Raw genomic sequence first — 11862 nt, 5'->3', positions numbered from 1 at the left:
TGCTGGTAATTCGAGGGTTTTCCCTCAATTTCTTGTCCGCTTCTCCAGGTACCCCACCACCCCGATGAGATTAATGACGGGCATCGCGGCGATGTGAAACCATAGTCGACTAAGTGACTCGGAGTGGGTCCGCAAGTCATAGAACACCCAGAGCGGGGCCACAAATTGGAACAACGTGAGGACAAGACCGAGGAGCCGAATGTGTCTGGAGTGCGTATCGAAGAGTTCCGAATATCCGAGCAGACTGGCGGAAAGAAGGAAAAAGAGCACCAGGTAAACCAGCAACTCCGGAATCGTCCACCACCAGAGAACCCGCTCGATCTCTTCATCGACCATTGCTTGCCACGTTGGCCCGCATCGAGGTAAATCCTTACTGAACTGATCTGTCGGATGGCGTTTCGATCGAAAACGGCGACCTACCGTCACACCGCTCAGTCCACGGAAAGCGGATCTTCGAAGAGCCGACGGACGACCGTCGAGAGGACGCCAACCCCGATCGGGAGACTGTCCTCGATGACGTCGAAAGTCGGTGTGTGATAGTCCCCGGGATGGCTCGTTCCGATCCCCAGTAGCGTGCTGTACCCGCCGGTGTCGCTGACTGCCTTCAGCAGGTAGGTGACGTCTTCGCTGGAACCCATTTCCATCCACGGGACCACCTCGGAGACGCCGTCCACGTCGCCCGCCAACCCGGTCACCAGATCGACCAGCTCCGGGTCCGAATCGTGACGGATGGATTCGCCGATCGTCGTGTACTCGACAGTACAGTCGTGCATCTCGGCGGCGGATTCCAGCACTCGGCGGACTCTATCCCGCATGTATTCCATCAGTTCGGTCGTCTCGCCACGGACCTCCACCTCCGCACGCACGCGATCGGCAATGACGTTCGTCCCGTTCTCCGAGCGGACCTGGCCGACGTTCACTCGCGTCGCACCCTCCCGGTGTCGCGGAATCCCATAGAGGTTTCCGGCCGCCGTGAGGAACGCCTGGAGGGCGTTGTCCCCCTGGTTCGGTGCGAGACCGGCGTGGGCCTGTGTGCCGCTGAACTCGAATTGCATCCGGTTGAGTGCGAGGGCTCCCCTGGCCCCAGCGACGACTCCCCCGGTCGGCTGTCCCAGGCCGACGTGAGTCCCGATCATGTAATCGACGTCCTCGATGTGTGGGCCGTTGGCCATCGCGTTACCCCCACCGAGCAACTCCTCTGCCGGCTGGAAGAACACCTTGAGCGTTCCCTCGAAGTCACTTCGCCCCAGCGCCTCGATGGTTCCGAGTCCGAACGTGATGTGTGCATCGTGCCCGCAGGCGTGCATGTAGCCCTCGTTCTCCGAGCGGAACCCCTCCGCTGCGGGAACGTGCGCCGGATCTTCGGATTCCGTGACCGGGAGCGCGTCGATATCCACCCGAAGGCCGACGGTGGGCCCGTCCCCACGCTTTAGTACGGCCACGACGCCCGTATTTCCGCCTTCGATCGCGTCGAACACGTCCGACTGGCCGTCGTAGCGATCTTTGGCCTTCTGGAACCACTCGTCGAGTTCCTCGGTGTCCGGGACGCCGAGCCGTTTCGCGGTGTCGAGGGCCGCCGGCCCGACAGCGATTTCGTCAACGCCGATGGATTCGAGTTCGTCGACGATTCGTGCTGTCGTGTAGAACTCCCGCCACCCGGGCTCGGGATAGCGATGGAAGGCCCGTCGAAGGCTGCTGAGCCGACGCCGGGCCGGCACGTTGTCGAGTACTGTCATTCACCGGTGCTACGCGTCGACGCTTCGAAGTAGCTTTGCCCGATCGTCTTTCGGGGCCACCGGCTATCGGAAGTGTCGCTGAGACTGAGCGACCGGGCGCTCCTGGAATTATTCGGTGCTCGAATCTGACCGGACGTATCGGTGGCCGATATGGAGGAGGAAGGCCGCGATGTACCCACCGGCCAATGCCATCGTGAGCGGGGTTCGACCCACGACCGCGATCAGCGCGAGGAGGACGGGACCGATCAGGAGGAGCCCGTCGAACAGGCGGTCCTGGGCGCCGACCTCGAACACGGTTTCGACGATGGGGATTGCCGTCGGGTTCATTTGTATCCCCCCAGGTAGTGAAGCGCCGAGCGCATCGTCACCAGGATCGGGATGATCTCCAGCCGGCCGATCCACATGTGGAAGAGAAAGAGGACTTTCCCGATCCGGGGCAGGGATTCGGGGCCCGTGATGCCAGCCGAGAGGCCGACGTTCCCCTGTGCGCTTGCGACCTCGAAGAGGACGTTCTCCAGGGTGTAGGTGTCGGGAAGTATCACCAACAACACCATCACGCCGATCAGGAGGAAAAGCACCCAGAGCAGCGTGATGATGGCGGCCTCGGTGAACTCGCGGTGACTCTCATCGGGCGTGAGGCTTCGCCCGTCGATTTTCATGCGTCGGACGGCCGAATCGGGATAGAAGACGCCGGCGATCTGGAACCGCATCCCCTTCGCCAGCGTGAGCGCCCGGATGAGCTTGATCCCGCCGACGGTCGACCCGGCTGCACCGCCGACGACCATGCCACCCGTCACGGTGAGCTGGGCGGCGGCCGGCCAACTGCCCAGCGCGACGTTCGTCGCGTCAACGGCAGTCTGGAATCCCGTACAGGTAGCCGCCGAGACGAACTGGAAGAGCCCGTACCGAAGCGCCGCGAAGGCGGTCTCGTAGACGCCAGTCGCGTACACGATCGCCCACACGAGTGCCGACCCGGCCCCCATGTAGAGGAACACCCACCGGGTCTGCAGGTCCTGATAGAGGTTTCGCAGATCGCCGTTGAGCATCAGATAGTGGACGGGAAAGGCGATCGAGCCCATGAGCATGATCGGGATCAACACGAAGTCGATCACGGCGCTGTCGTAGGTGGCAATCGAGTTGTCCGTGATCGAGAACCCGCCGGTCGCGAGCCCGGTCATCGCGTGGTTGATCGAATCCCAGATGGGCATTCCGGCGAGGAACAGCGCGAAGATGGAGACGAACGTAAAGAGGAGGAAGATCCACCAGATGGTCCGGACCGTCGAGACGATGCTCGGGTGGATCTTCTTCGACCGTGCCTCGCTCTGATAGAGGGTCAACGAGCCACTCCCGGGCCGGGACAGAATCGCCGCGGTCAGGACGATCACCCCGACGCCCCCGACCCACTCGGTGAACGTCCGCCACCACTGGAGGGTGTGTGGCAAGACCGATTCGTCGTCGGTCATCGTCAGCCCCGTTCCGGTAAAGCCGCTCATCGACTCGAACAGCGCGTTGAGCGGGTCGGTAAACGCCGCCAGAGTGGTTGTTTCCGCGGGCACGCGCAGCAGGGCCGGGTCGAGTCTGACCGTCCAGGCGATCAGGAGGAAGGGCAGGGCACCAAAGAGCGCGACGAAGAACCAGCCGGACGCGGCGATCACCATCCCGTGATACCGCGTGGGGTCACTCGCCGACGCGAAGCGCTGGTGCAGAAAGCGGCCCAGGCCAATTGGGATCGCTGCCGAGACCAAAAGTGCCGGGATGGCGTAGAATTCCCGCCAGACGAGCGGGACCAGGAGGGACAGCACCATCAGTCCGCCGAGGGCCTCGAGCATCCGGCCGATGTCCCGGATGACCGTCTGTGGGCCGGTCCCGACGTGGAGGGTGAATCGTGGGTGATACATGATCGTGGAAGTCGTCTCGTGGTGGCCGTGGCCTTAGAGGTGGTCCTCGTAGTGGCCGAACAGGTCGGTGAGTTCGGGGGACGCCCCGAACCCGGAGTAGACGGTCACCAGATCGCCGGCCTGCAGAACGGTATCGCCTCCAGGGGTGATCGGCCGGTCACAGTCGTCCCGATCGATCGCGACGAACAGCACGTCTTCGGGGATCCGGCTCTGTTCGGCCGCCTCGCCGATGCTCATCCCCGCCAGCTCGGCGTCCTCGGTCACCGTGATCTCGAAGACCTCTGCGTCCTCACCGATTCGAAGGAAGTCCTTGATCGCCGGTCGCTCGACCGCCCGGTAGAGGTGATCGGCGATCAGGTCCTCCGGGTTCTCCATCGTCTGGACGCCGATCCGCCGGAAGAGTTCACGGTGATCGGTGTTGTGCATAACCGAGAGCACGTGGGGAATTCCGAACTCCTTGGCGAGCAAACTCGTCATCACGTTCGTCGCGTCGTGTTCGGCCGTGGAGATGATCGCGTCGGCTTTCGCTGCGCCGGCGTCCGCGAAGGTATCGATGTTCGTCGCGTCTGCGTTGAGTACCAGGCAGTCGTACTCGCTCGCGATGAAATCCGCTCGGGCTTCGTCGCGTTCGATCACGACGACTTCGTTTTCGGCCGCGGTCGCGATATCGATCAGTGGCGTGCCGATATCGCCCGCACCGACGATGATGAGATACATGTATGGGTGTCGTTTTCGGTTGTATTGATTTCTGTCGTATTTGTGTTACGGTGGCCTGCGCCGGCGGACCTCCCTGATCGCGAGGGCCAGGACGGCCAAAACGGCGATATCGATCAGCAGGAACTCGATGGCCGGAAGGATCCCGGAGTTGTGCCAGATCAGAATGTCCTCGACGAACAGGACCAGGAACACGATCACGAGGAGCGCGATTCCGGCCCGGCCAAGTGTATCACGGATCATGGGACATGTTCTCCACACCGAATTCCGTCAGGTAGGTGACGCCACCACGTCGACCGGGTGGCCGGTCCCCCTATCGGTATACTGAGTCCTTTACCGGGGACTGTAAAACAATTACGCTTAGAGATTCGATCGGTCGATTTTGGACGTATAATTACGGTATCGTTTGATCGGTGGCTGGCAGTGCTGTGGCTGTTTCGAGGTCCGTTCACCGGGTGCCGCCCGGCAATGCGGGCAAATATTTCAACGACGCTGAACGAAGCGAAATATCGGGCATATAATACCGATCGAAACCAAGTTTCAGTCATCGATGACACGGGGTATCGATTCCATCGACGAGACGATCCTGTATTACCTCTCCCAGGAGGCCCGCCACACGTCCGCCCCGGAGATCGCCGAGGCGGTGGACGTTTCCGCGCCGACGGTACGCAATCGCATTCGGAAACTGGAGTCAGCGGGGATTATCCGTGGGTATCACGCGGATATCGATTACGAGCAGGTCGGCGGTCGGCTGACCTACACCTTCGTCTGCTCGACCGGCGATCACGACCGGGAGGAGATGGCCCAGCGAATCCTCGACATCTCCGGGGTTATCAACGTCCAGGAGTACATGTCGGGGAACGGCGATCTGAGCGTGAAAGTCGTCGGTGACGATACCGACGATCTGACCCAGATCGCCCAGCACGTGAGTTCGCTGGGCGTCGATATCGACGACGAGAAACTCGTCTACCGGGAGTACGTTCGGCCCTACGCCCCGTTTGGCCCTCGCGAGGCGGATCCCGTCTCGCCGGTCACGGGTGTCGATGGTCTCGCGGGCAACGCCGAGGTCTTCGAGTTGCTGGTCCAGGCGGACGCCACCGTGGCCGGACAGACCCTCAAATCGGCAAAGGGGTCCGGACTGCTGTCCGAAGACGTGCTTATCGTCCGAATCAACCGGGACGGCGAGTCACTCACGCCAACCGGCGAGACGCGAATCGAGACGGGGGATTTTGTCACGCTGCACTCCCGATCGGGGCTCTCCAAGACGACCCTGGAGGCGTTCCTGGGGGAGCGTGCGCCCCCGCGGTGACGGCTCGGCCCGCCCCGATTCCGTCGGGATACCCTACCTGACGACCGTGACTGGAACCGGCGACCGTCGGAACACTTTCTCGGCGACGTTGCCCACGAGCAACCGATCGGAGAGCGAGCCACCGTGGGTTCCCAGGACGACCAGATCGTAGTCCTCGGCGTGGTTGATGATCGCCCGGGCCGGGTGCCCGACGGCGACGTCCGTCTGGATCTCGACGCCGGCCTTGGCGGCTGTCTCTCTGGCGGCCTCCAGGACCGGTGCGGCGTACTCATCGGCTTTCGATTCGAAATCCACGGCGAGAGCCAGCCCAGTCGCCTGTCCCATCATCGAGGAGGGCTCGCCGACGACGTTGAGGACCGTGATCTCCGCGTCCGGGTGGGTCTCGATCGCGTACTCCAGTGCCCGCGTCGCCATCTCCGAGTCGTCCATTGGAACGAGGACGCGTTTTGTCATACCGTCTCTAGGGGACGGGAAAACTAATACCCGCCGGAGCGAAACCTCTCTCGGTCGCTGCCAGCACAACGGATACAAACTCCGCTCATGATTTCGACGTTGCTCTTGATCGCGCTGCTCGCGGCGACTTTCGTGGGATTCAATATCGGGGGCTCCTCGACGGGGGTCGCCTGGGGGCCAGCCGTTGGCGCGCGCATCATCAACAAAACGGCTGCCGCAGCGCTTATGACGGGGTTTGTCTTTCTCGGTGGGTGGACGGTGGGCCGCAACGTCATCGAGACCCTGAGTGGGGAATTGGTGCCCCAGTCGGCCTTTAGCATCGAAGCCAGCATCGCCGTGCTCGGGTTCATCGGGCTGGGGATGCTGTTGGCGAACCTGTATGGGGTTCCCGTGTCGACCTCGATGACCGCCGTCGGGGCGATCGCCGGGCTGGGGATCGCCACCCGGCAGCTGAACTGGGCGGTCGTCGGCTCGATCATGGTCTGGTGGCTCATCGCGCCGGTGCTCGGGTTCTGGGCGGGTGCCTTCATCGGCCGGTATCTGTACCCACATCTCGACCGCCGGGTCGCGATCCAGCAGTCCGCGGGGCCGCTGCTGGTTCTCGATCGCTCCGGCGGCGTTCCGCGACCAGCCCTGGGTCCCGGAACGACCCAGCGTGAACTTCTGAGCACGGTCGTCGTCCTGCTGATCGCCTGTTACATGGCCTTCAGCGCGGGCGCGAGTAACATCGCCAACGCGGTCGCGCCACTGGTCGGCGGGGGACTGGTCGACCCGAACGAGGGCATCATCCTGGGGACCGTCGCCATCGGCCTGGGCGCGTTTACGATCGCCCGGCGCACGATGGAGTCGGTCGGAAACGATCTCACCGACCTCCCGCTTCTGGCCGCGACGGTGGTCATGGTCGTCGGGGCGACGATCACGACCGTGGCGTCCTGGCTTGGCATCCCGATCAGCCTGGCGCTGGCGACGGTCATGACGATCGTGGGGCTGGGCTGGGGCCGGGCGACCCGGCCCGTGACCGTCTCCCAACTGGTGCGTGGGTCCGGGACGCCGGTGACCGTGGACTCACTCACCGTCGAGACCGGCGAGGCGGTCGCCAGGATCGGCGACGAAGCACCCGAGGACGTTGTATCCGGCAAGAAGCTCTTCAAGCCGTCGACGGTGGTCCGCTTTGTCGTCTTCTGGATCATCGGGCCGTCGGTCGCGACGGGGCTTTCCTACCTGACCTTCCGATTCTTCCTTTTGTAACGGGCTTAACTACCCGGAGAGACTAGTCCGGCCGTGACACGGTCCGAATCAGAGCCACCTGCCGATCCCGACGCGGCCATCGAGGCGTTTCGCGACGCCATCGAGGCCGTCGAACGACCCGTCGTCACCGCGACGGACGTGGCGACGGCCCTGGGATACACCCAGGCCGCGGCGGCCGACCTGCTCGATGAACTGGTCGAGGCGGGACAGGTATCGAGCGTGGCAGTCGACGGCGATCCGGTGGTGTTCTACGCCGAGCAGTGGGCGGACACGACCACCCGCGAGCGGGTCGTGCCGTTTCCCGACCGCCACGAGATCGTCGTCGACCAGCCCGCCCAGTTCACCCGCGCACAACTCTCGCAGTTCGCCAGACTCGCTGACACGAACGGCCAGGCGGGCTATCGCTACGAGATCCGCCAGGCGGACGTCTGGGCGGCCCCACACGATTCCTTCGAGTCCTTGCGCGGAACCGTGAGAGACGTGCTGGGCGGGCCCGAACCAACCCTCGAAGACTGGATCGAGTCCCAGTGGCAACGCGCCGGCCAGTTCACGCTCCGGACCCACGAGGACGGCTACACGATACTCGAAGCCCAGAGCGATTCGCTGATGGGCAACGTCGCTCGCGAGGAACTGGGCGAAGCACAGCTTCACGGCCCGATCGACGACGCCACGAGCTGGGTGGTCGAGGGCGCCGAAGCCGAGATCAAGCGCATTCTCTACGAGGCGGGCTATCCCGTCCGCGACGAGCGGGAACTCGACACTGGCGACCGCCTGGAGTGCTCGCTCTCCCTCGAACTCCGGGACTACCAGCAGGACTGGCGGGACCGCTTCCTGGAGGCCGGGGCCGGGGTGCTCGTCGGGCCGGCCGGGAGCGGCAAGACCGTGGCGGCCATGGGCATCCTCGCGGAACTGGAAGCCGAGACCCTGATTCTCGTCCCGACCCGGGAACTGGCCGGTCAGTGGCACGAGGAACTTCGCCGGCACACCGACCTCGACCCTGAGGATATCGGGGAGTATCACGGCGGGGAGCAGTCGATCCGTCCGGTGACGATCGCGACCTACCAGATCGCAAGCATGGACCGCCATCGTGGCCTCTTCGACAGCCGGCGCTGGGGACTGATCGTCTACGACGAGGCCCACCGGGTTCCCTCACCGGTGCATCGACTGACCGCCGATCTCCAGAGCCGCCATCGGCTGGGACTGACGGCCTCGCCCCTGCGGGAGGACGACCGCGAGCGGGACATCTATACGCTGATCGGGCCGCCGATCGGGACCGACTGGGACACGCTGTTCGATGCCGGCTACGTCGAACAGCCCAGCGTGGAGATCCGATATGTTCCCTTCGAGGAAACGGCCAAGGACGAGCATGCCGCGGCGAGCACCCACCAGAAACGGATGCTGGCCGCGACCAATCCGGCGAAAATCGAGGCGGTCCGGGACACACTCGGGGAGCGACCCGCCGCCAAGGCGCTTGTTTTCGTGGAGTATCTCGATCAGGGCGACCGGCTCGCGGAGGCCCTCGACGTGCCCTTCGTGAGTGGGGAGACCCCCCACGCCGAACGGGCCCGGCTGTTCCAGGCGTTCCGCCGGGGCGACCTCGACACCCTCGTCGTCTCGCGGGTGGCCGACGAGGGGATCGACCTCCCGGACGCCGAACTCGCGGTCATCGCCTCGGGACTCGGCGGGTCCAGACGCCAGGGCACCCAGCGGGCCGGTCGAATCATGCGCCCCTCGGGCAACGCCTCGGTCGTGGTCCTCGCCACCGAGGGCTCACGGGAGTCGGATTTCGCCGTCCAGCAGATGCATCACCTCTCGAGCAAGGGAGTGCCTGTCACCGAGCGCACGCTCGGCTCGGACTAGAGTCCTGCGTAGGGTCCCGGCTTTGCCTCCGTGAGCCGGGTGACTTGCTCGTCGCTCAGATCGACGGCCGCCGCGCCCAGGTTCTCTTCGAGCTGGTCGACGGTCCGGGCCCCCACGATCGGTGCGGTCACGCCGTCCCGGTGCATGAGCCAGGCCAGGGCCGTCTGGGCCGGGGTTGCCCCGACTTCCTCGGCGACGGCGTCGAGTTCCTCGTGCAGGTCGAAGTTCGCCTCGGTGAGGTAGTTCGCCTGGAAGCGGTCCGACTCAGCGGCCCGGGATTCGCCGGTCAGCCCATCCTCGCGGCTGTACTTCCCGGTGAGAAAGCCCTGACCGAGCGGGCTCCAGGGACAGACCGCCAGGTCCTCCCGGCGGGCCATCTCCAGGTAGTCGCCCTCGATCTCCCGATCGGCCAGGTTGTACCGGGGCTGCAGGACGGTGAAGGGCTCCCAGCCCTCCCGACGGGCGATCTGGTTTGCCTTGATGACTTTCCAGGCGTTCGGGCGAAGCGTCGAAGCCCCCAGATAGTGGACCTTTCCGGCCTCGACGAGCCCGTTCAGCGTCTTCATCAGCTCCCGGGCACTCGTGGTGTCGTCCCAGCGGTGGATGTAGAGGACGTCGATATAATCGGTGCCCAGTCGGTCCAGCAGCGCGTCGATGCGATGGCGAATGTTCTTGCGGTTCGTGCCCCGGCTGTTCGGATCCCCGTCGCGGGTCTGCCAGTAGATCTTCGAGGCGATGGTGAACCGCTCGCGGTCCCGATCTTCGAGCCAGTCGCCGATCCACGTCTCGGCCTGGCCGCCGCCGTAGATGTCGGCGGTGTCAATGTAGCGGCCGCCCGCGGTCTCGTAGGCCGATAGCAGTTCCTTGCCCCGCTGTTCGTCGATCTCGACGTTCCCTTCCTGGGTCTCCCGCCCGAACCGCCAGGTTCCGAACTGCAGTTCGCTGGTCTGAATGCCGGTTGAACCGAGTTTGACGAAGTCGAGGTCAATCGACGCCAAATCCGTCATGGACAGTAAATTGGCGCGGGTCGCCAAAAAGGTTCAACTGTCCTGGAGCGCGGCCAGCCCGACGAACACGCCCGCCCCGAGGACGTTCACCACGAGATCGAGGACGGTGTCCGTGAGGTAGAACTGCCAGGACCAGGTGTGCCAGAAGCTCTTGAAGACGAACTCGTAGACCTCGAAGCCGGCCCCGATGGCCAGGACGGCCGGCAGGATCCACCACTGGGACTGCCGGCTCTCCTGGTGGAAGGTGAGATGGAGGATCGCGGCGACGCCGGCCCCGCTCAGAGCGTGGGTAAAGAGATCCCACTGGGCGATCGCGTCGTACACGGCAAAGTGCAGGCCGCCGAAGTGAAGCCCGGAGACGACGGCCCCGTAGACCAAAATTCCGACCCAGTAGTACCGCTCTCGGCCCCCCGCTCGCAACCCACCCAGCAGTCGGTCGAGAAAGACCTGGGGCCACCGGTGGGGAGCTTCTGGTGAGCCCCGGGCGGCGAGTGTCAGGCGGGTGGCAATGGCCGCGATCACCACCGAGAGAAAGAGGACGACGGCGTGGAGGGAGACATGTGGGAGGGCGGTCATGTTTGCAGGTTGCGCCATCCACTCATGTGTTTTGTGTCGGTCGGGTTCAGACCAGCCCCGGAGCTAGCAGGAGTAGTCCATAGGCGAGCAGGCCCAGGGTGAGCGTGGCGGTCCCGGTCGCGATCGAGCGGTAGAGCCGCTCGTCAGCCGCTCGCTCGCTGTCGCGCAGTGGGACGAGCCCCAGCAGGGCAAACGGCACGAGTGGGAACCCCAGCCAGTGGGCCGCGGCCATCGTCGGTGTCGGAAGCAATGCCATGAAGAGCGGAAACGTCAGGCCGGCGAGTGCCAGCCGGTCGATCGCACGCACGATATTCAGGTCCCGCACGCGGGCCACCGCGAACAGCCCGATCCAGACCGCCCCGAGTTCGACCAGTGCGATCCCGAGCAGGTTCAGCGTGGGATCGGCGGCCAGCCTGATCGGGGCGGTCATGAACGGTCCCAGCGGGTAACAGGCCTGTGGCGGACTCGCCATGAACACGTCACCGAAGGGGTGACTGAGAAGCCCGAGCAGGGAAGCACCGAGGACGGGCCGCCAACCGAGGATCGACCGCGAGCCGACGAGCCCGCCGACCACGATCGCCCCGAAGAGCATGAGGCTGTAGCCCAGCCAGCCCGTCCTTGGCACGGCCGGGCCAAGAAAAGCGAGTACCGCGAACACCGTCGCGGCCCCGACCGCGATGGCTCCGGATACCTCCAGGCGGCGGCCCTGTCTCGCTGCCCGCTGGCCGACGGCACTCGCGGCGAGCACCACGGCGGCACTGGCACTCGCGAGAAGCGTGTGGGTAACTCCCCGATGGATCCCTTCCGAGGCGACCCAGAACTGTTCCCAGCCGGCGACGCTCAGTTCCGCGAGGGCCCCCGCAGCGCCCACGACGGCGACGAGAACGTCGAGGTCGGGGAGCGCGGCGCTCACGCCGGCCACGAGCCCGACTGTGAGTGCCCGCTCGCGCTCCAGGCCGGCGGCTCGGGCGAGGGCGATTCCGGCGGCGAGTGCCAAAAACTCGTGGCCGACGAACATCGAGTCCCCCTTCGTGACGGAGTATCCTGGGTGTTGTGGCCGG

At 64.8% G+C, this 11862-nt stretch carries 13 protein-coding genes; 3 read left to right on the top strand and 10 right to left on the bottom strand.

Annotated features, from left to right (window positions below; genetic code table 11):
* Positions 1–24 precede the first annotated feature (24 nt).
* The 6 genes from RH831_RS01320 to RH831_RS01295 form a co-directional block, all read right to left on the bottom strand.
* Positions 25–336: a hypothetical protein gene (locus tag RH831_RS01320; protein WP_310552491.1), complete on the bottom strand. Its 312-nt coding sequence runs from the start codon at positions 334–336 to the stop codon at positions 25–27.
* Positions 337–431: 95 nt separating this feature from the next.
* Positions 432–1736 carry an amidohydrolase gene (locus RH831_RS01315; RefSeq protein WP_310552490.1) on the bottom strand — a complete coding sequence of 435 codons (1305 nt, stop codon included), beginning with the start codon at positions 1734–1736 and terminating at the stop codon, positions 432–434.
* A 108-nt stretch (positions 1737–1844) separates the two neighbouring features.
* Positions 1845–2063 (bottom strand): hypothetical protein, encoded by a 219-nt coding sequence (locus tag RH831_RS01310; protein ID WP_310552489.1) that lies wholly within the window; start codon positions 2061–2063, stop codon positions 1845–1847.
* Positions 2060–3634 (bottom strand): TrkH family potassium uptake protein, encoded by a 1575-nt coding sequence (locus RH831_RS01305; RefSeq protein ID WP_310552488.1) that lies wholly within the window; start codon positions 3632–3634, stop codon positions 2060–2062. Before RH831_RS01305 ends, RH831_RS01310 begins: the two co-directional genes overlap by 4 nt.
* 33 nt (positions 3635–3667) lie before the next feature.
* The gene (locus RH831_RS01300; RefSeq protein ID WP_310552486.1) at positions 3668–4351 is read right to left on the bottom strand and encodes a TrkA family potassium uptake protein; all 684 of its coding nucleotides are present in this window, start codon (positions 4349–4351) and stop codon (positions 3668–3670) included.
* A gap of 45 nt (positions 4352–4396) precedes the next feature.
* Positions 4397–4591 (bottom strand): hypothetical protein, encoded by a 195-nt coding sequence (locus RH831_RS01295; protein ID WP_083258777.1) that lies wholly within the window; start codon positions 4589–4591, stop codon positions 4397–4399.
* Positions 4592–4898: 307 nt separating this feature from the next.
* Between RH831_RS01295 and RH831_RS01290 the strand changes: the two genes are divergently transcribed.
* Positions 4899–5657, top strand: a complete 759-nt coding sequence (locus RH831_RS01290; protein ID WP_310552485.1) for a winged helix-turn-helix transcriptional regulator — start codon at positions 4899–4901, stop codon at positions 5655–5657.
* A gap of 33 nt (positions 5658–5690) precedes the next feature.
* Here the strand turns inward: RH831_RS01290 and RH831_RS01285 are convergent, their stop codons facing one another.
* Positions 5691–6110 carry a universal stress protein gene (locus RH831_RS01285; RefSeq protein WP_310552484.1) on the bottom strand — a complete coding sequence of 140 codons (420 nt, stop codon included), beginning with the start codon at positions 6108–6110 and terminating at the stop codon, positions 5691–5693.
* An 87-nt stretch (positions 6111–6197) separates the two neighbouring features.
* Between RH831_RS01285 and RH831_RS01280 the strand changes: the two genes are divergently transcribed.
* Both RH831_RS01280 and RH831_RS01275 read left to right on the top strand, forming a co-directional pair.
* Positions 6198–7358: an anion permease gene (locus RH831_RS01280; protein WP_310552483.1), complete on the top strand. Its 1161-nt coding sequence runs from the start codon at positions 6198–6200 to the stop codon at positions 7356–7358.
* Positions 7359–7391: 33 nt separating this feature from the next.
* A complete protein-coding gene (locus RH831_RS01275) occupies positions 7392–9218 on the top strand; it encodes a DEAD/DEAH box helicase (RefSeq protein ID WP_310552482.1) in 1827 nt (608 codons plus the stop codon).
* Here the strand turns inward: RH831_RS01275 and RH831_RS01270 are convergent.
* From RH831_RS01270 to RH831_RS01260, 3 genes are read right to left on the bottom strand one after another with little or no spacing between them, the layout of a single operon-like run.
* Positions 9215–10225: an aldo/keto reductase gene (locus RH831_RS01270; RefSeq protein ID WP_310552481.1), complete on the bottom strand. Its 1011-nt coding sequence runs from the start codon at positions 10223–10225 to the stop codon at positions 9215–9217. The genes RH831_RS01275 and RH831_RS01270 overlap by 4 nt on opposite strands.
* Before the next feature lie 33 nt (positions 10226–10258).
* Positions 10259–10801 carry a hypothetical protein gene (locus tag RH831_RS01265; protein ID WP_310552480.1) on the bottom strand — a complete coding sequence of 181 codons (543 nt, stop codon included), beginning with the start codon at positions 10799–10801 and terminating at the stop codon, positions 10259–10261.
* A 46-nt stretch (positions 10802–10847) separates the two neighbouring features.
* Positions 10848–11819 (bottom strand): metal-dependent hydrolase, encoded by a 972-nt coding sequence (locus RH831_RS01260; RefSeq protein ID WP_310552479.1) that lies wholly within the window; start codon positions 11817–11819, stop codon positions 10848–10850.
* Positions 11820–11862 lie beyond the last annotated feature (43 nt).

The organism is Halodesulfurarchaeum sp. HSR-GB, from assembly GCF_031432215.1.
Taxonomy (GTDB): domain Archaea; phylum Halobacteriota; class Halobacteria; order Halobacteriales; family Halobacteriaceae; genus Halodesulfurarchaeum.
Note: the sequence above shows the minus strand (reverse complement) of the source record. Positions and strands in the feature narration are given on the sequence as shown.